Below are 23,713 nucleotides of genomic sequence, written 5' to 3'. Positions count from 1 at the left end.
CGCTCAGCGCCGCAGCCGGACGCCGCGGGGCGTCTGATGGAAGCCCGCGGCCAGCAGCGCGGCGACGAACGCGTCCTGTGATCCCAGCGCCGCCTCGCCGTTGACCCGCTCGACCGTCAGCGCGGCCACCCGGCCCGCGCGCACGAGGTCGGCCAGGCCGTCCGCGGCGCGGACCGCAGCCCCCTCCTCGCCCGGCCAGGTCAGCGCCGTCCGGCCGCCGCGCTCCAGGTAGGCGACCAGGCGCCCGGCGTCCAGGACGACCAGCGCGCCCGCCTTGCGTCCGGGGCGGTGGTCCCCGGATTCGGGCCACGGCAGGGCCGCGCCGAACGGGTTGGCGGGGTCGCCCGCCGCCAGCACCAGGGCCCGCGGCGGCTCGGGCGTCGCGCCCAGCGCGGGCGGGCGCCCGGTGGCCCGGAGCCGGTCGATCGCCCCGGTGGTCGCGAACTGGGCGGCTCCGAGCCCCTCGACGAAGTAGCCGCGGCGGAGGCGTCCGGCGTCCTCGGCGGCGCTGAACACCTTGTAGACGCCGGCGAAGCCGCCCTCGATCCCCTCGGCCTGCACCGAGCCGCGCGTCGCCACGCCGTAGCGGTCCAGCAGGAGCTCCGAGGCCAGCACGAGCCGCTCCTCGGGGGCCTGGGCGTCGGCGTCCGGGAACAGCGACCAGCGGCCGCCGACGGCGCGGGGCGCGTCCGTGCGGGGGGTGCGGGGAAGGCGCGGGCGTCCGTAGCGGGTGCGCGGCGGCGCGGGCCGGCGGCGGTGCGTGAGGGTGCCGCCCCCGAGCCGGGCGCGCAGCGGCGCGAGGGTGTCGTTGGTGAGGAGGCCCTTCCAGACCAGCGACCACAGCGCGTTGGCGGCCGCGATCCCACCGGGGTCGCCCACCGCGTCCGCGAGCGGCGGAAAGAACGAGGCACCGCCGTCGCGCAGCGCCGCGAGCAGGGCGTGTTCCAGGTCGCCCTCGGGCTCGGCGATCGGGCCACCCAGCACGCCGAGATCGGCCGGCCACAGCGTCACCCAGCCGTCGGACGCCGCCAGCGACCCCTGGCCGCGCCAGGCCACCTCGCCTGAGGCGCACAGCTCGTCGAGCATCGCCGGCGCGTAGTCGCGGACGCGGGCGGGCAGGACGAGCGTCTCGACCGCGGACGCGGGCAGCGGCACGCCCGCGAGTTGCTCGACGGCCCGCAGCACCCCGTCGATGCCGCGGTAGGCGCCGCCGACGCCCTGCCACGCGGGCAGGAATCGGGCGAAGTCTTCCGCGGGCACCGGCTCGACCTCGGCGCGCAGCGCGGCCACCGAGCGGCGCCGGATGATCCGCAGCACGCCCGGGTCGACCCACTCGCGGCCGTCGGTGAACGCCGCGGTGCCGTCGGGGTGCCGCCAGCCCGGCGGCACGAAGTCGCCCTGCACGACGCGGCCGTCCTGCGCGAGCCGCTGGTAGCCCGACTCGACGACGAACCGGCCCAGCCCGAACCGGGCGGCGACGTCGTCGGTCGTGAAGGGTGCGTGCGTTCGCGCGTAGCGCACCAGGAGGTCGCCGAGCGGGTCGGGCACCGGATCGGTGAACGCGACCGGGAGCCCGGGCGGCAGCGCGAGGCCCAGGGCGTCCCGCAGCCGGCCCGCGTCCTCGGCGGCCGCCCACCGGCGCTCGGGGGATGGTGGGGCCTCGGCGGTCGGCCGGGACGGGGGGTCGGCGTTCTCGCGCGTCGGGGCGTCGTGGGCCCCGGAGCCCGGGGCGACGGCGAGGGTCCACGCCGCGTCGAGGTCGGGCACGGCGTGGGCGGGAACCTCGGGCACGGAGGCGTCCCGCGACCCGGCCGCGGCGGACGCGGGGGAGGCCGGGATCACGCGGCGGGCCTCCGCCAGGGCGGCGAGCCAGGCGGGGACGTCTGCGGGGCTGGCCGACCGGGCGGCCAACTCGGCCTCCGAGAGGGGGCCCAGCACGCGCAACAGGTCGTGCAGCTCGTCGGCGTCGCGGGCCCTGCGGCCCTCGACCAGGTGCTGCAGTTCGGATTCGGTGCGCGTGAGGGCGTCCGGATCGAGCAGGTCGCGCAGGCTCAGTCCCTCGGCCGTGCCCAGCAGTTCGGCAAGCAGGTCGGGGTCCAGGGACAGGGCGGCGGCGCGGCGTTCGGCGAGCGGCGAGTCGCCCTCGTAGAGGTACTGGGCGACGTAGCCGAACAGCAGGCTGGACGCGAACGGGCTGGGCGTGGGCGTGGTCACCTCGACGACCTGGACGGCGCGCGAGCGCACCTGCCCCATCAGGTCGACGAGGCCGGGCAGGTCGAACACGTCCTGCAGGCACTCGCGGACGGCCTCGAGCACGATCGGGAAGCCCGGGTACTGGCTGGCCACCTCCAACAGCTGCGCGGACCGCTGCCGCTGCTGCCACAGTGCCTGCCGCTTGCCCGGACGCCGGTTCGGCAGCAGCAGCGCGCGGCCCGCGCACTCGCGGAACCGGGCCGCGAACAGCGCCGAGCCGCCCACCTGCTCGGTCACCAACGCGCGGACGTCCTCGGGGTCGAGCAGGATCTGCTCCAGCAGGTCCGCGGGCAGCCCACCGCCGGAGCTCGTGTCGGCGTCGGCGTCCCCCAGGTAGGGCAGTCGCAGGACGATGCCGTCGTCGGCGTGCATCGCGGAGACGTCCACGCCGAACCGCTCCCGCATGCGCGCGCCGATGGCCAGCGCCCAGGGGGCGTGCACCTTCGCGCCGTAGGGGGAGTGGACGACGATGCGCCAGTCGCCGAGCTCGTCGGTGAACCGCTCGACGACGATGGTCCGGTCACTGGGCAGGGTGCCGGTCGCCTCGCGCTGCTCGGCGAGGTAGGCGAGCAGGTTGTCGGCGGCCCACGCGTCCAGCCCGGACGCCGCCAGCCGCGGCCGGGCGGCGTCCGCCTCGAGGCCGCCCACCTCGCGGACGAACGCCCCCACGGCGGCGCCCAGCTCGGCCGGACGCCCCAGCGTGTCGCCCTTCCAGAACGGCAGCCGCGCCGCCTGGCCGGGCGCGGGGCTGACCAGCACCTGGTCGTGGGTGATGTCCTCGATGAGCCAGGTGGAGGTGCCGAGGGTGATGACGTCGCCGACGCGGGACTCGTACACCATCTCCTCGTCGAGCTCGCCGACGCGCCGGCCGGGGCCGTCGCCGGCGATGAACACCCCGAACAGGCCGCGGTCGGGGATGGTGCCGCCCGACGTGACGGCGATGCGTTGGGCGCCGCGGCGTCCGGTGAGGGTGCCGGCCACCCGGTCCCAGACCAGACGCGGGCGCAGCTCGGCGAACTCCTCGCTGGGGTAGCGGCCGGCGAGCATGTCGAGCACCGCCTCCAGGACGCCGCGGGTGAGCGTCGCGAACGGGGCCGCCCGGCGCAGGGTCGCCTCGAGGTCGTAGACGCTCCAGTCGTCGAGGGCGACCATGGCGACGATCTGCTGGGCCAGGACGTCGAGCGGGTTCGCCGGTACGGTGAGCGCCTCGATCGCGCCGGCGCGCATCCGCTCCACGATGACGCTGCTGGCGACCAGGTCGCCGCGGAACTTCGGGAAGAACACGCCCTCGGACGTGGCGCCGACCTGGTGGCCGGCGCGGCCGACGCGCTGCAGCCCGGACGCGACGCTGGGGGGCGCCTCGACCTGCACGACGAGGTCGACGGCACCCATGTCGATGCCGAGTTCGAGGCTGGAGGTGGCGACCACGGCGGGGAGGCGTCCGGCCTTGAGCGCCTCCTCGGTCTCGGCGCGCTGCTCGTGGGACACCGAGCCGTGGTGGGCCCGCGCGATCTCCGCGGGCGCGGGGGCGGCGTAGGAGGTGGTGCCGTAGCCGGTCGAGTGGGGCGGGGGCGCCATGCCGTCGGCGGACTCGCGCGGGTCGGCGCCGGTGGCGCGCTCGGCGGCGATCTCGTTGAGCCGGGTGGTGAGCGTCTCGGCCAGGCGGCGGGAGTTGGCGAAGACCAGCGTCGAGCGGTGCGCCTCGATGAGGTCGACGATCCGCTCCTCGACGTGCGGCCAGATCGAGGGCCGCCGCCGCGCTCCGCCGGCCGACGGGTCGGCGTCGGCGTCGACGGCGTCCAGGCTCGCCATGTCGGCGATCGGGACCTGCACCGCGAGGTCCCACGCCTTCTCGGCGGGCGGCGCGACGGTCGTGACCGGGCGGCCCCCGGCCAGGAAGCGGGCGACCTCGTCGAGGGGACGCACCGTCGCCGACAGCCCGACGCGCTGCGCGGGGGCGTCCAGGAGAGCGTCGAGGCGCTCGAGGCTCAACGCCAGGTGGGCGCCGCGCTTGGTGCCCGCCACCGCGTGAACCTCGTCGAGGATCACGGTCTCGACGCCCCGCAGCGCCTCGCGCGCCTGCGAGGTGAGCAGGAGGTACAGCGATTCGGGGGTGGTGATGAGGATGTCGTCGGGTTGCTTGGCGAACCGCCGCCGCTGGTCGGCCGGCGTGTCGCCCGAGCGGACGCCGACGCTCACCTCGGGCGGCGGCAGCCCCAGCCGGGTCGCCGCGTGCCCGATGCCGACCAGGGGCGCCCGCAGGTTCTTCTCGACGTCGACGGCCAGCGCTTTGAGCGGGGAGACGTACAGCACCCGGCAGCGCCGCATCGGGTCGGGCGCGGGCTCGGTGGCGAGCCGGTCGATGGCCGCCAGGAACGCCGCCAGCGTCTTGCCCGAGCCGGTCGGGGCGACGACCAGGGTGTGGTCGCCGGAGGTGATCGCGTCCCAGGCGCCGGCCTGCGCGGGCGTGGGCGCGGCGAAGTTGCTGGAGAACCACGCCCGGGTCGCCGGCGAAAATCGCTCCAGCGCGTCGTTGCTCGCGGGCGCGCTCACGCGTTCAGCCTGCCAGCCCGCCCCGACATTTCCCACGGGTCACGCGCCGGGCGAACGGGCCGGCGCGCCGCGGGAGGGGGCCGAGGCGGCGCGAGGGTGTCGTTCTGGTGCCCCGAGTCCCGAAGCCCGCTCGCATCGGGCCTTGTGGGGTGGAAACGGCGAGCGGCGATCCCCGACGCGGGGCACGAGAACGACGTTGTGTGGAGGAAGGTGTGGTGTCAGGCGTCTTTGCGCTTGACCACGAGCGCGATCAGTTCGCGGCTGCAGCCCAGCGCCGAGGCGAGCGCGCCGTAGGACCAGTGCTGGGGGTCCTCGGCACGCAACTGCCGGATCAGCCGGTCGCGCTCGGCGCGCTGCCGGGACGCCAGCGCCTCGGTTTCGGCCGCGAGGCGATGCAGCTCGCGGGCGCGGGCCGCCCTGGCGTCCGAGACTCCCGAGCGGGCGTCCGGGACTCCCGAGCGTGCGTCCGGGACCCCCGAACGTGCGGAGATGGCGCCCCTGCCCGGGACGCCACCTCCTGTGCGGCCGTCAGAGCCCACGCGCGAACTCCGTGATCAGCGACGGCACCGCCGCGTCGAAGCCCGCGACGTCGAGCATGCCCGGGTCGCTCGGGTCGGCGATCGTGAACCGCGTCGCCGTCATGCCGACCACGATCAGCTTCGCCGCGATGCCGGTCGCGCGCCGGTACTCGGCCAGCGCCTGGTGCGGGTGCACCCGGCCGGCCCACGTCTCGTTGTCGGTGTAGACCACGAACGTGTCGACCTCGAGCCTCCGCTCCCGTGCGTGGAGCATCGGCAGCGCGCAGTCGGTGCCACCGAACGGCATCGCGTCGACGACCCGCAGCGCGTCGTCCAGCCGCTGCCGCGGCGAGATGCCCAGCGCCTTGAGGGACGCCGCCCCGCCGATCTGGCCCTTCGCCGCGAACCCGACCGCGGACGCCGCGGGCTCGGTCGCCAGCTGCACCAGCGCCAGCGCGGCGGCCGCCTCGCGCGCGGTCAACGCCATGCCGGAGATCGGCGCGCCCATCGAGCCCGACACGTCGACGGCCAGCAGCGTCCGCGTGCCCGACGGCTCGACGGCGCCGAAGGCCGCGTAGAACGCGGCGTCCAGGGCGTCGACGATGGCGCGCGTCGGCGTCCAGGTGCCCGCGCCGCGGGCCGAGCGCCCTGCTGCGTAGGTCCGCTGCGCGACCAGCGCGTTCACCGGGTGGATGCGTCCGCGGCGCAGCCGCTCGGGGTCGGCGAGTTGCGCCGCCACCTCGCCGGTCCGCCCGCCCAGATCGGGCAGCAGGCCGAGCCGGGTCAGCCGCGGCAGTTGGCGCATCAGCGCCGTCTGCGGGACGCCCACGTCGAGCAGCGCGTCCCAGACCGCCGGCTCGCCGACGGCCGGGTCGGGCAGCATCTCCCAGGTGAGGCCGTACTCGGCGACCAGGCGGGCCCAGGTGGGCGCGTCGGTCGCGGCCTGTGCCTTGACGAAGCCCTCGATCAGGCGCGGGACGTGCTCCCCGACCGAGCCGCGCACGATCCAGTCGAAGGTGTCCTTCAGCTCAGGCGTGCCCGGCACGGGGTGCGCCAGGCGGAGCAGGTCGCGGTGCGACCAGCCCTCGCGCTGCCGGTACTTCACCGCCTGCAGCGCGACCCGCTCGATCGGAGCGTCGGTGTACCAGGCCCCCACCGCGCGCCGCAGCCCGCGGCCCCAGCCACGGAACTGCTCGACGTAGGCGGCGAACTGGAACAGGTGCGTGCCGGTCCGCGCGACCTGCGGCAGGGCGGCGAGGGCCGCGGGGGCGGCGTCGGGGACCGAGGCGGCGTAGGCCAGCGCGAAGAGCGCCGGGTTCTGCCGGGGCGCGGCCCCGCGGGTCGACACGTCCACGATGGTCGACACGAGTCCGGCCGGGTCGGAGGCGGCCAGCCGGGTCAGCACCTCGGCGTTGTCCAGCGCGAGCGCGCGCTCGGACGCGTAGTAGGTGCCCCCGTCGACGCCGAGGGTCAGGAACCGGCGCAGACGGGCGTGGTCATCGAGCTCGAAGGTGCAGCCGCCCGCCGAGTTCTCGACCTGGCGGGGGTCGGCCTGCTCCGCCTGCGGCGTCCGCAGTCGGCTGATCAGTCGAAGTACGTCCATGGGTTCCTCCTCTCGGTGCGAACGGCGGTGGCGGGCGTGTCGTGTGGGCCGGGTGGACCCGGCTACCGCCGGGCTGCCCCGCTCAGGGGCCTCCGGGAGAGGGATGACCGACCCACGCCGGCCCGCCACCGCGTCGCGGTGTGGGTGAGCGGGCGTGTGACCTCCTCCGGTGCCGGGGATCGAACCCGGCGACGCACCAGGTAACCGAAGGATTCCGGCCCGCTCGTGAGGCCCGACCGTGATCGGACCCCATGCAGTTGTGCGTGCCGCCCGGGCGGGCGTGGTGGCGATCGCCGGACGCTGTTGCTCTACCAGTTGAGCTAATCGCTGACGCGATCGGGGACTCGAACCCCGAACCCACAGTCCAGAGGTAACCGACGACCTTCGGACCGACCGGGCGGCACTCCCTCAAGTGTGTAGTGCACTACACAGTGGTGTCAAGCGCCGCCCCTGGCTGGGCGGTCGGCGCCGATCCCGGCGGTCAGCGCAGCAGCCCGTGGGCGTCCGGGTCGGGACGGGCGGGGCCCGGCGACCAGAGCGGTGCGAAGCGGGGACGGCCGTGCTCGTGGCGCGGGTTGCCGGGGCCGCCGGTCATCGAGGCGGGCAGCGTCCGGCCGCAGGTGGGGCAGCGGGGGAGGTCCGGCTCGGTCCGGCGCTCGGGGGACGCCTCGGCCGGCTGTGGGGAGGCGTCGGGTCGTTCGGGCGTGGTCACCATGAGCGTCCGTTCATGCGGACGCAGGCGTCCAGGAGTGCCTGCGTCTGAGGAGAGAACTCCGTGTCGGGGTAGTCCCCGCTGGCCGCCACCTGGCGCACGGCCGTGAGGTAGACCCAGCAGCGCGCCGGGTGGTCGAGCGCGTCCCAGGGATCGCCGGCGTCGGGAAGGGATCCGCCCGCCTCGGCGTACCCGTCGACGCACGCCTCCCAGCTCGCGGTGTCCAGCAGGCCCGCCGCCCACATGCCCGCCGGCGCGCCCAGGTCCCATGCGGGGCCGCCGAAGCCGAGGGTGCTCGGATCCGACAGCAGCCACGACGGCGTGCCGGGCACGCGTCCCACGGTGGCGAGCGTCAGGGCTCCGTGCACCAGCACGGGGTCGGACGCCGTGGGCCAGGTCCGCAGCAGGGTGCGTCCGAGTTCGCGCAGGATGTCGGTCGGCCCGCCGGCATGCAGCCGGTCGGCGCGGGCGACGGCGTCGGTGAGGAGCGCCCGGCCCGCGTGCTCGGGCAGCCCGGCGGGGACCGGGCAGGCCTGCAGCCGCGCGATCAGGGAGCCGATCTCGCGCCAGGGCGGCCGCTCACCGGGCGGCTCGAGCCGCGGTTCCAGCGTGATGAGGTGTCCGTCGGGGGCCGCGAGCGGCGTCGCGGCCAGCGGCGCGGCGTACAGCGGGCGGATCGGGTCGGTGGTCGCGGCGGTCAGCCGGACGGCGAGGTCGGCCGTGCGCAGCGACGCCGGATGCTTCGTGACGACCACGTCGTCGACCACCACATGGGCCATGAAAGCTCACCCTACTGGGCGGGATGCTCGCGCGGCAGGACCCCGTCAGGCGACCTGGAGCTGGATGCGTCCGACCTCGATCACGTCGCCCGAGCGAAGCTGGCGGCCGCGGCGGGACTCGACCTCGCCGTTGACCCGCACCTCGCCGTCCGCGATCAGCTCCCGGGCGTGCGCGCCGGAGTCGGCGAGTTGGGCCAGTTGCAGGAACTGGCCCAGACGGATGGTGCCTTCGACGTCGATCGTGTCCACGGCTCCATCATGGCGGACGCGGCCGGCCGTCTCTCGGTGCGCGCTCACGAAGGCCTACCGTGGCCGGGCCGCGCTGGATCCGGCGGCGCGAGGGTTCCCCCGTGACGGAACGCGGCGCACAATGCCCTCAGAGCCTGACCGCACCGTGGTGGGGCCTCTGGCAAGGGGGACGCTGATGAGGGCATCGTCAATTGCGCGGCGGAAGGGATCGGACAGCGGATGCGGTGCGGTCCGACGTCCCGGGGTCGGGCGGTGGGCGTGATGGCCGCGCGCGTCCCCGAACTTCCCTCGGAGGTGTCGCGGCGCATCGGCCCGTTCGACCGGTTCGCCGGGTTCGCCGGCCGGCTCACCAGTCGCGCCGTCTTCTTCGCGTTCTGCGTGGTGCTCATCCTGGTCTGGGCGCCGTCGATCCTGCTGATCCGCGACGTGGACACCTGGCAGCTGATCATCAACACCGCGACGACCATCATCACCTTCCTGCTCGTGGCGCTCCTTCAGAACAGTTCGTCGCGCAGCGATCTGGCGGTGCAGCACAAGCTCAACGCCCTCGCGCAGGGGCTGGGTGACCTGATGGAGCACCTGAACGATCCGGACGCGAGCGAGCGCGACCTGCTGCGGGACCGCGACGAACTCCGCAAGGCGGTCGGTCTGGAGCGGTTCGAGGGGTCGGACGCCGCGGACTGATCTCCCGGACGCCCCATGCGCCGCAGCGCCCCGCGGACGCGCCGATGTGGAAGGGTGGCGTGACGTGGGACACGTCGACCTCAACCAGATCTCGGTGACGCTGCCGGACGGGCGCCCCCTGCTCGACGAGGTGAGCTTCCGGGTCGGGGAGGGCGCGGTCGTCGCGCTCGTGGGCCCGAACGGCACGGGCAAGACGACGCTGCTGCGGATCCTCGCCGGGGACCTGACCGACTTCGACGGCGCGGTGACCCGGTCGGGCGGGGTGGGGGTGATGCGGCAGTTCATCGGCTCGGTGCGGGACGACTCCACCGTGCGGGACCTCCTCGTCGGCGTCGCGCCCGAGCGGATCGCCGCCGCCGCGCGGCGGGTGGACGCCGCGGAACTCCGCATCATGGAGGTCGACGACGAGCCCGCCCAGATGGCCTACGCCCAGGCGCTGGCGGACTGGGCCGACGTCGGCGGCTACGACCACGAGGTCGTCTGGGACGGCGTCACCACCGCGGCGCTCGGGGTCGGCTTCGACCGTGCGGAGCACCGCAGGGCGTCCACCCTGTCGGGGGGCGAGCAGAAGCGGCTCGTCCTGGAGGCGTTGCTCGCCGGTCCCGACGAGGTGCTGCTGCTGGACGAGCCGGACAACTACCTGGACGTCCCGGGCAAGCGGTGGCTGGAGCAGGCGCTGCGCGCCACGACCAAGACCGTGCTGCTGGTCAGCCACGATCGCGAACTGCTCAACCAGGTCGCCACCCGGGTCGTCACGCTGGAACCAGGCGCGGCGGGCGCCACGGCCTGGACGCATCCGGGCGGCTTCGCCACCTGGCACGAGGCCCGCGCCGAGCGCAACGCCAAGCTGGAGGAGCGGATGCGGAGGTGGGAGGAGGAGCACGCGAAGCTGCGCCAGCTGATGCTGCTGTACAAGCAGAAGGCCGCCTACAACTCCGACATGGCGGCGCGCTACCGCGCCGCGCAGACCCGGTTGGCGCGCTTCGAGGACGCCGGACCGCCGGAGAAGGTGGCCCGCGAGCAGAACGTGTCGATGCGGCTGCGCGGCGGCAGGACCGCCAAGCGAGCCGTCGTCTGCGACCGCCTCGAACTGCTCGCCCCGGACGCCGCGGGCGCGGCCGACGCGCTCATGAAGCCCTTCGACCTGGAGGTCTGGTACGGCGAACGCGTCGCGGTGCTGGGCTCGAACGGGTCGGGGAAGTCGCACTTCCTGCGGCTGCTCGCGGGCGGCGGCACCGATCCGGAGCCCGAGCAGCAGCCGGTCGGCGACGTGCGTCCGCCGCACGTCCGGCACGCCGGCGTCGCGCGGCTCGGCTCGCGGGTGCGTCCCGGCTGGTTCGCCCAGACCCACGACCACCACGCCTACGACGGGCGGACGCTGCTCGAGATCCTGCACCGCGGCGACGACCACCGCGCCGGACGCACCCGCGACGAGGCGGCCCGCGTCCTGGACCGCTACGAGCTCGCCCGAGCGTCCGAGCAGGCGTTCGACACGCTCAGCGGCGGCCAGCAGGCCCGGTTCCAGATCCTGATGCTGGAGCTGTCGGGCGCGACGCTGCTGCTGCTGGACGAGCCCACCGACAACCTCGACCTTCAGTCGGCCGAGGCGCTGGAGGAGGGCCTGGACGCCTTCGACGGCACGGTGCTGGCGGTCACCCACGACCGCTGGTTCGCGCGCGGCTTCGACCGGTTCCTCGTGTTCGGCGCGGACGGCGAGGTGTACGAGGCCCCCGAGCCGGTCTGGGACGAGGCCCGCGTCCGGCGACGCCGCTGACGCCGCGTCCGCACGCGGGGGCGTCCGTACCTCGTTGGTGGTCGCGTACTGCCGGCGGCGAGCGGGGCGCGTCCGTAGGCGCATCCGGGGGCGCAGGCGACCTCGGGGGCGCGGACCCAGGACCTCGCCGGCGAGTGACCGGCTACGCTGCCCGGGTGTGGACGGCTCGCCGTCCCGACGCCTCCCCTCCGACGACCCCCGACCACGAGCAGAGGACACCCCATGGCATTCGATCTGTACGCGGGCTCGCTGACCCGCTACCTCAGCGGCGACTGGAAGACCGCCGAGCAACTGCGGGCCGACCCCGAGACCGCCCCCGGCGGCTTCGACGGCCAGGAGCTGGAGCGGACGCTGATCTGGCAGGCGTCGCTGCTCACCGAGCTGGGCGGCGGCGAACCCTGGGCCGAACGCTCCGACCTGACCTACTGGACGTCCTCGCCGCGCGCGGCGGGGGTAGGCGGCCTGCAGTTGCTGGCCGCCTACCAGGAGCAGCCCGACCTGATGCCCAAGAAGGGCGGACTGTTCTCCCGGCGCAAGCCGACCGACGACCCGCTCGACCCGGGCGCGTCCGCGGCGTTCCAGGCGGCCACCGCCGCCCCGACCCGGTACGCGACGCTGCTGAGCGGCGTCCAGTGGTGGCTGCCGATCTCCGGCGTGCCCGCGGTGTTCTCCGCGAAGGCGCCCGACGGTCGCACGGTCACGATGGGGACCGTCACCGGGCTGCGGATCGAGCTGGCCAACCTCGCCACCGCGCTGGGCATGAATGAGGCGATGCTCAACATCATGTCCTCGGACGAGCCCGACATGACCGATCTGGTGGCCGCCGGCACCTACGGCCTGGCGCTGTTCATCGACATCGCCAAGGTGGCCGACGACAACCGCCAGCCGCTGGTGCTCGACGTCTGAGCGACCGCCGGCGACCGCGAGGCCCGGAACGAAGACCGCGACCACGCCCACGAGCAAGGGCGAGGGTGCGCGTCCACATGATGGTGCGGGGGGGTGTCCCTATGTTCCTCGTCAAGTGGCCAGAGGTCGGGGTGAGGGTTCTGGTGTTGGGGCGGGAGCCCTGTAGGGCTCTCGATTCCTGAGCATGGCGAACAGGACATCGCAGCGGCGACGGGACAGGCAGATGAGGGCGGCGTTGTGCTTCTTGCCCTGGGCTCGTTTGCGGTCGTAGTAGGCGCGGCTGGCGGGGTCAGATCTGAGCGCGGCGAACGAGGAAAGGAAGAGTGCTCGTTTGAGGTGCTTGTTGCCTGACCGGGCGGGGAACTCGCCCCGGATACTGGTCCCCGAGCGGCGGGTGACTGGCGCGAGGCCGGCGTAGGCGGCCAGATGTCCGGCGGTGGGGAATGAGCTGGCGTCGCCGATGTCGAGCAGGATCCGTGCTGCGGTCCTGACCCCGACGCCTGGCATCGAGGTCAGGACCTCGGCAAGAGGGTGGTCATCAACGACCTTCTCGACCTGGAGGGCCAATTCGGCTCGCTGTTCCAGGGTCTGGCGCAGGGAGGCAGCGAGTTTGGGCAGGACCTTCTCTGCCGCGGCAGTGCCGGCGACCACGACGGTCTGCTCGGCGAGGGCGGTCGTGATGGCGTCTGCGAAGGACTGGGCGCCGCGCGGGTTCGCCTTGGTGACGATGCGCAGCAGGCGTGACTTCGTCGCTGCGGTGATGCCTTGGGGGCCGCCGAGATGCTCGATGACTGCGAGGCCTTGCTTGGTGGTCAATCGTGGTCCGACAACGCGTTCCAATGCGGGATGGATCTGGGTCAGTAGGCCGCGGATGCGGTTGGACAGGCGGGTGGCTTCGGCGGCGAGGTCGTCGTCGAAGCCGACCAGGACCTTCAGTTCGGCCAAGGCTTCCTCGCCGACATCGACCCGGCGCAGGGTGTGGGGCATGGTGCGAGCGGCATCAGCGATGATGAAAGCATCGCGGGCGTCGGTCTTCGCGTTCCCGGGGTGGAGGTCGGCGATGCGGCGCATTGCCAGCCCGGGCAGGTAGGCGACGGTGATGCCCATCGATCGGGCGACAGCGATCGGCAGAGCCCCGATCGTGTTGGGCTGGTCCACAATCATCAGCACCCGGCCGTGTTCGGACAGCCTGCCGAACAGGTCCTCGAGTTTGGATTGGTCCTGAGGCAGCGGCTTGTCGAAGACCCTGTTGCCGGCAGCATCCAGCGCGCAGGCGTGATGGGCTTGTTTGCCCACGTCCAGCCCGCACCAGATGTCGAAGCCGATCTGTTTCTCCATGACGACCACATCCTTGCATCGCAGCGACGGTCGTCGTGGGCTGGTGATGCGTCAGCTGCCGGCACCCACGTTACGACGAGACCTCATTGCTGGGCCGTGTCCCTATCAGCGGTCATCTGGCGCCACCAGGCCCGGTGACAACACCCCCCGGATCATTCGTACGACAGGGGCAGTAAGTCATGCCGGGCCCAGCGACCGTAACCCCGACCAACGGGGTCACCAGCAAGGTAACGGGGCGGCCACAGCCGCGCGGAAGTCGTCCTCGCTGACGGTGCGGGTGTTGGTGGCGTCCTTCGCCTTGCTGATCACCCGCAGCTCGAGGGCGTGGTTGACCAGCAGCACCACCCCCATGGTCAGGGCCAGCACCGCATCGTGGGGCCCGATCGGCGCCTCACCGTCACTCGATGCCGGGGCGAGGGAGCGAAAGACCACGAACCCCATGAACGCCAGCCAACCGACGCCAGACACCAGCGTCCAGCCCTGCATGCGACCGGCCCAGTCGAACACCTCCCGCGGGGAGTGCCGGGGCGTCGGCTCGACACTAACGCTGGTGCCGCCTGGCCGGCGCTGCATCTTGATCCCGTAGGGCCAGGCCGCAACCACGGGGGTGAGGCCGGGCACGTCGGCCTCGTAGCGGGCTGCCAGCTCCCAGGACGCCGCCGTGGCCACGACGTCGACCCCGGCGGCGTCGGCCGCGGCGATCAGGGGTCCGATGACCAGGCTGCGCAGGGCCGCTCCCTGCCCCGCTCCCTCTTGCGCGCGACGTGCTCGCCGATCTGCCAGTCGCGGGCGGTGGCCGCGACGACCAGCACCGCGTCTTCGGTCAGGTAGGTCCGGGCGCGCTTACTGCTCACGTACCACGAGCAGATCGCGAAGCGCGGGAGCGTCAGGATCAACGCCAGGAGATACCAGCCGAGCTGTGCCAGCTGGGAGGGCAGGTCGCCCTCCTTGCCCTCGAAGGCCTGGAGGGCCCACCAGCACATCCTCCACGCCACTCCCAGCCGCCCCGGTCGCTGGCCACGGGTGTAGGTCACACCGGCGATGGACGGGGGCGGGGAGTCATGGGGGTGCCTCTCGGGGGTGTTCGGTCACCAGTCTGTCAAGTCGCTCAGACAGTCCTCCGTCAGAGCTGAATGTGGCATGTTCCATCATCTAACAGAGGGGCATAGGCGAACCCCCCATCACGATCCGCCTCCAGTACGACCTGTTCGGCGAGATCGAGGCCGCCGAGCAGGCAGCTGCGCTGCACGCGGCCCAGCACGCCACCGCGGCCGCCGAAGCCGCTCAGCTGCGCAACGCCATCTGCCGCGGGGCGGACCTACCGCGGTGGATGGTCGAGATCCGCGACGCAGCCGAGGCCTCCGGCGTCGAGCCCACCCAGCTGCGGGCTGGCATGTACGACGTCCGCTTCCGGATCGCCCCCATCCCGATGGGCTGGGCGTGGCGTGCGGGTATCCACTACAACGTCCTCTACTCGGGCACCCCCTGGACGGGCCCCTACGCGAGCCGCGCGGACGCCGCCGCCGAGGTCGCGGTGTTCCTGGGTCGGTTCCTCCACAGCCCGCAGGGCGGGGCGTCGGGCAAGACCAAGATCATCGGCCTGATCAACGCCAGCCTCCAGGGCGACGCATAGCGCCAGCGGCGGGGGAGGGGCGATTCCACTGGAATCGCCCCTCGTCTGCGTCTAGCGCCCCGACGACGACGCGGGCCGCACGCGGGTGGCGATGAGGTCCAGCACGATGAAGTCGTCGCCCTGGACGACGGCGACCCGGCCCCACCAGGCTCCGTCAGCGGCGCGCCGCCACCCGGCCAGCAGCCCCGGCGTCCACTCGCCGTCCAGCTCGACGTCGACATGAGCAGCACGGCTCTCGCTGAGGGACTGCGGCGCCGCGATCCGGTCCTGCAGCGAGCCGAAGTCGGACACCTTGCGAGTCATGAGGCCACGCTATGAGACGAACTGGATCTAGCGCGTTGAGCGCCGCGAGCCCCGACGTGGGGTGAATCACCCTTGATGGACTGGGCTATGCGGAGACGCGGGCGCGGAGCACGGCTCCAGCCTCGCTGAGACGGCTCTTCAGCTCCTCAGTCTGGCGCAGGAAGTCGGGATCCTCAGGGGCTCGATCGGCCATCTCGTTGACGGCACGCCGGATGAGGGCGTTCGTGGTCGAGCCGGTCACCATGCTCATCGACTGCAACGCCTGGTACTCCTCGTCGGTGAATCGGACTGAGAGCACTCGGGACACGGACATCTGGTTCTCCAAAAAGTTATGCCGTGCGCCCTCTCCGAGGGAGAGGACGCACGGGGCTAGGGGTTTCTGTTGTCGATGGGGTCCACCATCGCTGCCACCAAGGTACGCGCCACTGCCAGTTCGCGCAAACATCTAGCTACGGAGTGTCGAGGTGTGATGAAGGGTTGTAACACATGGTGCGCGACGGATAGGGTTCGTCGGGAGCAACGACGCTCGTGTAATTAGGAGGAGCCATGTCCGATCTGCACCGCTTCCACCACGACGCCTCCTTGAACGAGAGGATCGCCTACGCGCTCGCCCACGCCGGCTTCATCGCTGTGCGCCGCGCCGAGCTCCTGCAGACCTACGGGAGGGACATCCAGGAGGCGGAAGCCCTGGGGAACAGCGTGGCGGCCGCCCAGTCCCCGTCCGATGTCGATGCCGCGCTGGAGGGTCTCCGGAACCGCAAGGTGCAGCGCGAGGATCAGCTGGCGTCCGGCCTGAACCTCGACCTCTACTACGAAGGTTTCGCTGAGAGCGTCCCGGACTTCCAGGGCGAGGCTGCCATCGGCTACGACATCATCGCGTGGACCGCCATGGAGTACACGGCGCGCACGTACGGGAACGTGGAGATCCTCGGTGAGGAGGATCAGTTCCGGCCGCTTCAGGATGGACCGACTCGCCGGGGCGAGTACCTGCGGAAGCTGCTCAGGGAAGGCCGCAGGGTCGCGGTCGTCGACCCCCTTGATGGTTCAAACCAGGCTAGGGCGATGGGTATGCGCTCGGGCTGGGCCACCTGTGCCATGGTTCTCGGCCCGCAGCAGCGGACGATCGCGGCCGCCGTGTACCTCGGGGACGGCCGCACGGTGGTAACGGCCGGCGATGACGGAGTCTGGGCCAGCGAGCCCGCCCACCCCGACAGGCCCACCGTCGCGTATCGACTGGACCCCCTCGCGCGCCAGCACCCGACCTTCGCGCGAAGGCACTGGACCATCCCGGCGGCGAAAGCCAAGACCATCGAGCACGCGGTCGCCATGATCGAGGCATCGAAGAACGAGCAGTCCGAGCCCCCGGTGTCGTGGGTGAACCCCCTCGCCGGCAACCCCGGGTTCGTGACCAGCATGCTCTACGCGGGGGCTGTCGCCGCGATGCAGCCCGAGTCGTATGCCTGGGACGCCCTCGGCCCCTACCTGGTCGCCGTCGCCGGCCTGCCCACGATCTCGGCCGAGTCGGACGAGATGCTGACGCCCGAGGAGCTCAGCGACATGCTCATCACCGACTTGATGGCTGGGAGGAGGACCATGACGCTGTACTCCGGACGCACCTTGAAGGACGCCAGGTACCTTCGCAGCATCGACCGCGCAGCTACCGACGCGCGGAAGCGCATGGGGCGCGCCTAGCTCCTCGACGCCGAGACAGCGACGCGGGGCCGTAGCCGGGCGGTGATGAGGCCCCACCACGATGACCCCGCTGGGCGAGGGCGACCCCGGCCACCAGGCTCACTCGCAGCTGCCCGCGATTCGCTTTCTGGTGCGGACCCGTCTCTACTGGAGGGTGGCCTACACCCCATGAGGACAGAATGTGCCAGTACGACCCCAGATGCACCGTCGATCTACATCGCCCAGAGACGAAATGCCCGCTACGCGAAACGGGCTTTGTCCAAAAGGCGACCAATCCCACCGGGTGACCTAGACGTGCTTCGTCCGAAGCTCCCCTCGCAGAGCACGAGCAACTTCTTGGAGCCCTGGGATCTGAAGTGTCTTGTGGGTGGCTGCACGAGCCCTAGCCAAGTCCCCTCTTCCAAGGATAGTCTCCCTAAACACCTCCAGGCGGAGGTTCACTCTGCGCATGGCGCCGAGGTGCAAGGAAGGAGGTATGTCCATTGAATAATCTAGCGAGAGCCGGCTTGGCAGTGGCTGCCGCCGCTGGGCTAATGCTTAGTGTCGGCGTATCCACTGCTGCGGCAGATGTCCGTAGTTTTGGCTCCATCACCTGCCCGAACTACAATGCGTCCACCTTTTCGCGCGTTCAGGCGTCCGCAGCATCATTCACCGTGACCCATGCGGTTCGGGGCTACAGCGGCTGGTGGTACCAGAGCTGGCAAGGCGGCGGATTCACCGAAGCGACGCACGGAAAGAACTGGGGTTGGGTTAACCTCTTGGAGGGTAACGTCACGACTCCTGCCAGCAAAGAGATCAAGGCTGCCTCGAGAGGGTGCGGTCTGTGAATCGCTGGTTCCCCTGTGGGGTGGTGATCCCGGTACTGCTCCTGGTCAGCTGCTCCGCAGGGGGATCACTTGCGACGACGACACCCGACGGCTCTCGAACTGATCCGCTCCAGGTGGTGAAGGAATGCATGGCTGAGCGGGGGTGGCAAGTCGAGATTAGTGATGGGGGCATCGCGTCCGGCCCGGTCCCTGACGCTCAGAAGGAGCAGTATGAGAAGGCTTCTGAGGAGTGCTGGGCTCTGGCGCCAAAGGGCGCTACCTTTGACGAAATGCCCGAGCCGGACCGGCGCAAGTACTACGACTTCTACGTTCAAACTCGGGTGTGTTTGGTGAACGGTGGGGTGGATCTTCCTGCCGCGCCGTCTTATCAGGCCTGGTCGGAGGCCAAGGGCGCTTGGCGGCCATACGACGACGTTCCAGACGACCAGATGTTCGAGGTGTACAAGAAGTTCAAGGACCTATGTCCAGAAGTGCCTCCGTGGGCCCGATAGGCGAGTCGCGGCTTCCGCCTGCTGGGCCACGCTGGTGGCCGTGGGTTGCTACCGTGCTGGTTTCTGTCGTTCTGGGTGGTGCTGCGGTGTGGGCGGCTAGCTATGTGATGAGGCCGGCAGCGAACCCGCTGGAGAGCAACGACCATGTGTTGGTGGAAGTGGTGGACGGGGAAGTGGGGTCCTCCATTTCTTTGAACGCGATCGCGCGGTGGCCTACTACGTCTGCTGGTGTGAACCGTGCTTCGGGTGTCGTGACCTCGCGGATCGCGGAGGGAGCAACGAATGTCACCCAGGGGAGTGCCCTGTACACGGTAGGTCTCCGGCCTGTGGTGGCAGGCGAGGGTGCAGTGCCGGCCTTTCGCCCGATCGGACCAGGCGATCGTGGAGACGATGTCGCTCAAGTGCAGCGAATGCTTCGAGATCTGAGCCTGTACCAGGGTTCAATCAACGGCCGGGTGGACAGCAAAACGGAGGCAGCGATCCGCGCGTGGCAGCGCAGACTGATGCTGCCAGTGACCGGGAGGGTCGAGGCCGGAGACATCGTGTTTCTCCCCGACCTGCCGTCGCGGGTGGCCCTCGATCCCAAGGCCGTCGCCGTGGGCAAGCAGCTATCCGGTGGCGAAGAGGCCTTGTCGGTGCTGGGTGATGCACCCGAGTTCGAGCTGCCGGTCTCGACGTCTCAGCGGTCGTTGATCCCCGAGGGCACGGTCGTGGAACTGACCGGGCCACAAGGGGAGAAATGGGACGCCGTAACGGGCGCACCACGGGCAGGCGAGGGCCCTGATTTGGTGGTGGTGCCACTGGTGGCTACCGGAAGCTCGATCTGCGCTGATCAGTGCGGATCGCTCGCCGTGAACGGCGAGACGCGCCTGGCGGCGAAAGTGATCACCGTTCCCACGCGATCGGGGCTCGTGGTCCCCTCATCAAGCTTGGTGTCTGGCTTCAATGGCGAGGTGGCTGTGGTGGACGAGGGCGGGGCCATGCGCGCTGTTCACGTCGTGGCCTCGGCCCGTGGAATGTCGGTCATCGAGGGCGTGGAACGCGGGCTACGAGTCCGTATCCAGAAGCAATGACGCACTCAGCCCTCACCCTGGAGGTGCGCAACCTCACCTTCTCCTACCAGCGCGACTCCCCTGTGATCCTGGACCGTTGGTCGGAACGCTTTGAACCTGGCACGATGACCGCCATCACCGGGCGCTCGGGGCGGGGGAAATCTACACTGCTGTACCTGCTAGGGCTCATGCTGCGCCCGACGAGTGGCGAACTGTGGGTGGGCAGCAGCAACGCCGAGGCCATGAGTGATGCTGAACGGTCAAGGATGCGGGCGCAGCTCTTCGGGTTCATCTTCCAGGACGCAGCCCTAGACCCGACCCGGACTGTTCTCGACAACATCACCGAAGTGCTTCTTTACCGCGGGAGCAGCCGGCCTCAGGCACGGAGGAGGGTCGTGGAACTGCTGACTCAGTTGGAAGTCGATGTCCCGATCGATCGCCGCCCAGGGCAGGTGTCTGGTGGCCAGGCTCAACGCATCGCTCTGTGCCGCGCATTGCTGAGTGAGCCGGCGATCCTGCTCGCCGACGAACCCACCGGAAACCTCGATTCGGAAACCAGCCGCATCGTCATCGACGCAGTGCGGGCGCACGCCGACAGCGGAGGCTTGGCCATCGTGGTCACCCATTCCGCCGAGGTCGCCGCCCAGTGTGACCGAGAGGTTCGCCTGTGATCGCCGTCGTCCGGGAAGCGATCGCCTCACTTCGAAGCCAGGCAGCGTCCACGATCCTGACGTTCATGGTCGTCGCCGGAATGATCGCAGCCGTCATCCTCACATCAGGGCGCTCCATCGCTGCTGAACAGCAAGTCCTCAGCAGCATCGACCAAGCTGGAAGCCGATCCATCACGGTGCGAGCAGAGCCCGGCTCAGGCGTGACGACCGCCTTCCTGAACCGCATGGCCAGCGTCCAGGGCGTGTCCTGGGTAGGAGCGTTCTCGCAGATCATTGACGGCCACAACGCCGACCTTGCTTCCGCGCCCAGCGTGCCACTCCGTCGGCTCTACACCAGCGACCCCACCGCGGTAGGCCTGCCCGAACGACCCCTGGAGCAAACCGCCTACGCCTCACCATCAGCCCTTCGTTTACTCGGCATGCCCTATGGGTCAGGAGCGATCTCCCTCACCACAGGGGAAACCATTGGTGTCGTTCCAGCCGCCACGGAGGTTCAGTTCTTGGCCGATTTCGAGCCGTTGGTGCTCATGCCAGCGACATCCACGGGAGAGGAGCACGTCAGTGTCGTGGTCGTCATTGCCGAACGCCCCGGCCTCGTTGCGCCCCTGACCGAAGTGGTTAGCTCACTCCTGAGTCCCGACAAGCCGGACAAAGTCACCATCACCACCAGCCGAGCACTTGCCGAGTTGCGAGCAATCATCGAAACCCAATTGGCGACATTCTCTCGCGGGCTCGTCATCGTCCTCGTGGGAGCGGCGTCCATCGTCATCGGCGCACTGCAGGCCGGCCTGGTCACTTTGCGGCGCAAGGACTACGGACGACGGCGCGCACTGGGTGCCACTCGATCCCTCATCGTCACTCTCGTCCTGCTGCAGACCCTGATCGTCACCCTCGCCGGTATCGCAGGCGGCGTCGGAGCCGCATGCGCCCTTCTCATTGCCGGTGGCGGCTCTCAGCCTGGTTGGACGTTCGTTGGAGCCCTGAGTCTCCTCACCATGACAGCAGCACTGCTCACGTCGCTAGTGCCAGCAGTGCTCGCCAGCCGCCGGGAGCCAGTGAGGGAGCTACGCATCCCCTAACTCGGGCTGCGGCGTTGTTCAATCGCGTGGCGGATCGCGTTGGTGCCGTACTCGCTGCCGGCCGGTTAGTCGGGCCGGCTGCCCATTGACGAACGCTTTCGGGCACGGCCCACGACGTCGACGCGTCGGGACCGGTGAGGCGCGACGTCCTGCTCGAAACCCCTGCTCAGTGTGTTGCTGCTCGAAACCGTCTGGATGGCCTATCTTTCGGGCATGGTTATGTGGGGGTACGCCCGAGTCAGTACAGCCGATCAGGATCCCGGCCTGCAGCACGATGCACTCGTGGCCGCCGGCGTTGAGCAGGAGCACCTGATCACCGACCACGCGTCCGGGGTGCGCAGCGACCGTCCCGGCCTGGGCCGGCTCCTTGGCCAGCTCGAGCCGGGCGACGTTCTGGTCGTGTGGAAGCTCGACAGGCTCGGCCGATCCCTCGCGCACCTCGTCGGCCTCATCTCGGAGCTGGGCGATCGCGGCGTCGAGTTCCGTTCCCTCACCGAGTCGATGCTGGACACGACCACGCCCAGTGGTCGACTGCTGTTCAGCATCATTGGTGCGTTCGCCGCGTTCGAGCGCGACCTGATCGCCGAGCGCACCCGTGCAGGCCTGCAGCGAGCCAGGGCCGCTGGGAAGCCGCTGGGGCGCCCCTCCCGCGTCCAGCCCCGGCAGCACGCGCGGATCCACGAGCTGCACGCCCAGGGTGTCGCACAGACGCTCATCGCCGAGGAAACCGGGCTGAGTCGTCAGGTCGTGGGCCGCGTCCTGCGCGGCGAGATCGCTTCACTCGCGTGGCTGGCCCAGGGAGACGCCCTGCAGCACGACGCCGACCTGGTCGACGCCAGCGCACTGCCCTGACGACGCGGCGTCGACATGTCTCCGCCGGTCACCTGTGCCAGGGCGCATCGAAGAATGTCGGTCGCGGCCGGTAGCGCCGAGTCATGGATAACCCCACCCTCAAGCGCGCCGCCCCGTACTTCATCGTGGCCTACGTCGGGTCTGCCTCGCGTTTGGTTGACACGGTTTCTCAGGCGACGATGGTCACCTGGGTTGATTGAACCAGTTCGTACTCGATGGGAGTCAAGGGTCCCAGGCGGGCTTGGCGGCGTCGACGGTGGTAGGTGCCTTCGATCCAGGTCACGATGGCCAGGCGAAGTTGCTCAACGAGCGCCAACGGCAACGGTTGAGGACGTTCTTCTGTAACAAGGCGAAGAAGCTCTCCATGGCCGCGTTGTCGCCAGCAGCACCGACTCTGCCCATCGATCCGACTAGGCCATTGGCCCTGATCGCCTCCACGAAGCGGCGGGAACGAAACTGCGATCCTCGGTCCGAATGTACCTGGCAGCGGGTTACGTTCGAGCGGCCACCACGCCTGGCAACCGACATCTTGAGGGCGTCAACCGCCAGCGTCGAGGTCATCCGTCGGTCCATCGAGTAGAACATGCCAAAACTGCCGGCGCCAAGGCCGGCTACACCTACCTACACTCGGCAGCCGACGGGTACTCCCGACTGGCCTACACCGAGGCACTGCCCGATGAGCGGGCGGTGACCGCAATCGGGTTCCTGTTCCGTGCCAAAGTCTGGTTCGCTGCGCACGGCATCACCCGCTTCACCCGGATCGTGACCGACAACGGTTCTTGCTACCGGGCCAACGACTTCACCCGCGCGGTTCACTCGTTCGCCTCACGCCATCAACGCACCAGGCCGCACACGCCCCGGCACAACGGCAAGGTCGAGCGCTACCAGCGAATCTTGGCCAACGAGCTGCTCTACGCCCATCCCTGGCTCAGCGAGGAACACCGCAGCGACGCCATCTCCCGCTGGCTGATCCACTACAACTACCATCGACCCCACAGCGCCGCCGGTGACCAACCCCAGCCTCGCGTGCCGGCGAGTCGATGACGGATCGGTCCAGCCAGCCGCATCGCCAGCCCGGAAATCCCCCGATCGTGCGGCCGGTGCTGGAGTTACGGTGGCGCAAACGCCTCGGCCCCTGCAGTTGGCGGCCCGGACCGATCAGTACAGCTAGGCCAGATCTCCGTTCTTGCCCGGCGCTCTCAAGTACTTCGTGACTCATCGCCCACCAGTCTCCCGTCGGCCAGTACGAGGCGGCGATGTGCGTATGTGGCGGCTGCGGGATCGTGGGTCACCATGATGAGCGTCTGGTTCAAGGACCAGGCCGATGGCACCGCGACGCTGCCATTCGCGACGGCGACGTCTCCGGGCTGGGGTTCTACCTCGACCGTGGGCGCGTGCACGTCAGCGACGAGAGCGACCAGCTCGGCGCCGTGTTCGCTGCGTGGGCCGCCGACCGCGATGCTGGCCGCACCTCGCTGATGCTTGCCCCTCTCGCGAGTGGGTCAACGAACTGAACTCGGTGGCCCGATCGCTGCGCCTGGGCGGCACTGTCGTCCCGGACAAGCAGCAAGTGAAGCTCGCTTCCGGCCTGTACGCGTCGGCCGGCGACGTCGTGATCACCAGGAAGAACCGCCGGGTCCTCCGCTACACGGCGAACGACTATGTGCGCAACGGCGATCGCTGGGTCGCGCAGACCGTCCACGAGGACGGCACGCTGACACTCAAGCACGAGCGCGCCGGTGCG

General features: G+C 70.7%; 21 protein-coding genes and 2 pseudogenes. 11 read left to right on the top strand and 12 right to left on the bottom strand.

From position 1 onward, the window contains the following. Positions 1–3 precede the first annotated feature (3 nt). The 6 genes from G7070_RS07090 to G7070_RS07065 form a co-directional block, all read right to left on the bottom strand. The gene (locus tag G7070_RS07090) at positions 4–4,806 is read right to left on the bottom strand and encodes an Lhr family ATP-dependent helicase (protein WP_206080000.1); all 4,803 of its coding nucleotides are present in this window, start codon (positions 4,804–4,806) and stop codon (positions 4–6) included. A gap of 218 nt (positions 4,807–5,024) precedes the next feature. Beyond that, on the bottom strand, positions 5,025–5,345 hold the full coding sequence (locus G7070_RS07085) for a hypothetical protein (protein WP_206079999.1): 321 nt from the start codon (positions 5,343–5,345) through the stop codon (positions 5,025–5,027). Further along, positions 5,335–6,927, bottom strand: a complete 1,593-nt coding sequence (locus G7070_RS07080; RefSeq protein ID WP_166233090.1) for a TROVE domain-containing protein — start codon at positions 6,925–6,927, stop codon at positions 5,335–5,337. The genes G7070_RS07085 and G7070_RS07080 overlap by 11 nt, the downstream gene beginning before the upstream one ends. Positions 6,928–7,408: 481 nt before the next feature. Beyond that, positions 7,409–7,642 (bottom strand): hypothetical protein, encoded by a 234-nt coding sequence (locus tag G7070_RS07075; protein ID WP_166233088.1) that lies wholly within the window; start codon positions 7,640–7,642, stop codon positions 7,409–7,411. After that, positions 7,636–8,418 carry a phosphotransferase family protein gene (locus G7070_RS07070; protein ID WP_166233086.1) on the bottom strand — a complete coding sequence of 261 codons (783 nt, stop codon included), beginning with the start codon at positions 8,416–8,418 and terminating at the stop codon, positions 7,636–7,638. Before G7070_RS07070 ends, G7070_RS07075 begins: the two co-directional genes overlap by 7 nt. Positions 8,419–8,463: 45 nt before the next feature. Further along, positions 8,464–8,658: an RNA-binding S4 domain-containing protein gene (locus G7070_RS07065; protein WP_431977935.1), complete on the bottom strand. Its 195-nt coding sequence runs from the start codon at positions 8,656–8,658 to the stop codon at positions 8,464–8,466. Between the two features lie 270 nt (positions 8,659–8,928). Here G7070_RS07065 and G7070_RS07060 point away from each other — a divergent pair, with 270 nt between their 5' ends. The 3 genes from G7070_RS07060 to G7070_RS07050 all read left to right on the top strand — a co-directional run bounded on the left by G7070_RS07060 (position 8,929) and on the right by G7070_RS07050 (position 12,031). Beyond that, complete coding sequence (locus tag G7070_RS07060; RefSeq protein ID WP_166233082.1) at positions 8,929–9,351, top strand: low affinity iron permease family protein; 423 nt, start codon at positions 8,929–8,931, stop codon at positions 9,349–9,351. 64 nt (positions 9,352–9,415) lie between these two features. Further along, a complete protein-coding gene (locus tag G7070_RS07055; RefSeq protein ID WP_166233080.1) occupies positions 9,416–11,125 on the top strand; it encodes an ABC-F family ATP-binding cassette domain-containing protein in 1,710 nt (569 codons plus the stop codon). Positions 11,126–11,347: 222 nt separating this feature from the next. Next, positions 11,348–12,031 (top strand): hypothetical protein, encoded by a 684-nt coding sequence (locus G7070_RS07050; protein WP_166233078.1) that lies wholly within the window; start codon positions 11,348–11,350, stop codon positions 12,029–12,031. A 111-nt stretch (positions 12,032–12,142) separates the two neighbouring features. Here the strand turns inward: G7070_RS07050 and G7070_RS07045 are convergent, their stop codons facing one another. From G7070_RS07045 to G7070_RS07035, 3 genes are all read right to left on the bottom strand, one after another. Next, a complete protein-coding gene (locus G7070_RS07045; protein WP_166233076.1) occupies positions 12,143–13,369 on the bottom strand; it encodes an IS110 family RNA-guided transposase in 1,227 nt (408 codons plus the stop codon). A gap of 216 nt (positions 13,370–13,585) precedes the next feature. Next, positions 13,586–14,038, bottom strand: coding sequence for a hypothetical protein (locus tag G7070_RS07040; protein ID WP_166233074.1), 453 nt, complete (start codon positions 14,036–14,038; stop codon positions 13,586–13,588). A gap of 32 nt (positions 14,039–14,070) precedes the next feature. After that, a complete protein-coding gene (locus G7070_RS07035; protein ID WP_166233072.1) occupies positions 14,071–14,352 on the bottom strand; it encodes a hypothetical protein in 282 nt (93 codons plus the stop codon). Between the two features lie 347 nt (positions 14,353–14,699). Between G7070_RS07035 and G7070_RS07030 the strand changes: the two genes are divergently transcribed. Further along, positions 14,700–15,002: a hypothetical protein gene (locus tag G7070_RS07030; protein WP_166233070.1), complete on the top strand. Its 303-nt coding sequence runs from the start codon at positions 14,700–14,702 to the stop codon at positions 15,000–15,002. Positions 15,003–15,053: 51 nt separating this feature from the next. On the opposite strand, the gene G7070_RS07025 is transcribed toward G7070_RS07030, so the two are convergent. Continuing rightward, positions 15,054–15,305: a hypothetical protein gene (locus tag G7070_RS07025; RefSeq protein WP_166233068.1), complete on the bottom strand. Its 252-nt coding sequence runs from the start codon at positions 15,303–15,305 to the stop codon at positions 15,054–15,056. Positions 15,306–15,390: 85 nt separating this feature from the next. After that, positions 15,391–15,618 carry a hypothetical protein gene (locus G7070_RS07020; RefSeq protein ID WP_166233066.1) on the bottom strand — a complete coding sequence of 76 codons (228 nt, stop codon included), beginning with the start codon at positions 15,616–15,618 and terminating at the stop codon, positions 15,391–15,393. 233 nt (positions 15,619–15,851) lie between these two features. Between G7070_RS07020 and G7070_RS07015 the strand changes: the two genes are divergently transcribed. The 6 genes from G7070_RS07015 to G7070_RS06990 all read left to right on the top strand — a co-directional run bounded on the left by G7070_RS07015 (position 15,852) and on the right by G7070_RS06990 (position 21,969). Further along, entirely contained in the window at positions 15,852–16,997 is a 1,146-nt protein-coding gene (locus tag G7070_RS07015) for a PDZ domain-containing protein (RefSeq protein ID WP_166233064.1), read from the top strand. Positions 16,998–17,952: 955 nt separating this feature from the next. Beyond that, positions 17,953–18,315, top strand: a complete 363-nt coding sequence (locus G7070_RS07010; protein WP_166233062.1) for a hypothetical protein — start codon at positions 17,953–17,955, stop codon at positions 18,313–18,315. Between the two features lie 53 nt (positions 18,316–18,368). Further along, entirely contained in the window at positions 18,369–19,388 is a 1,020-nt protein-coding gene (locus G7070_RS07005; RefSeq protein ID WP_166233060.1) for a peptidoglycan-binding domain-containing protein, read from the top strand. Beyond that, on the top strand, positions 19,385–20,038 hold the full coding sequence (locus G7070_RS07000) for an ABC transporter ATP-binding protein (protein WP_166233058.1): 654 nt from the start codon (positions 19,385–19,387) through the stop codon (positions 20,036–20,038). Before G7070_RS07005 ends, G7070_RS07000 begins: the two co-directional genes overlap by 4 nt. Continuing rightward, positions 20,035–21,117 carry an ABC transporter permease gene (locus G7070_RS06995; protein WP_166233056.1) on the top strand — a complete coding sequence of 361 codons (1,083 nt, stop codon included), beginning with the start codon at positions 20,035–20,037 and terminating at the stop codon, positions 21,115–21,117. The genes G7070_RS07000 and G7070_RS06995 overlap by 4 nt, the downstream gene beginning before the upstream one ends. A 174-nt stretch (positions 21,118–21,291) precedes the next feature. Beyond that, positions 21,292–21,969, top strand: a complete 678-nt coding sequence (locus G7070_RS06990; protein ID WP_246227463.1) for a recombinase family protein — start codon at positions 21,292–21,294, stop codon at positions 21,967–21,969. A gap of 169 nt (positions 21,970–22,138) precedes the next feature. Here the strand turns inward: G7070_RS06990 and G7070_RS06980 are convergent. Further along, a pseudogene (locus G7070_RS06980) lies at positions 22,139–22,548 on the bottom strand (transposase); the annotation flags it as partial. 18 nt (positions 22,549–22,566) lie between these two features. Between G7070_RS06980 and G7070_RS06975 the strand changes: the two are divergent. After that, positions 22,567–23,013, top strand: a pseudogene (locus G7070_RS06975) (integrase core domain-containing protein); the annotation flags it as partial. Positions 23,014–23,713 lie beyond the last annotated feature (700 nt).

It is taken from the genome of Propioniciclava coleopterorum, assembly GCF_011393335.1.
Taxonomy (GTDB): domain Bacteria; phylum Actinomycetota; class Actinomycetes; order Propionibacteriales; family Propionibacteriaceae; genus Propioniciclava; species Propioniciclava coleopterorum.
This window is presented reverse-complemented; position numbering and strand designations above follow the sequence as displayed.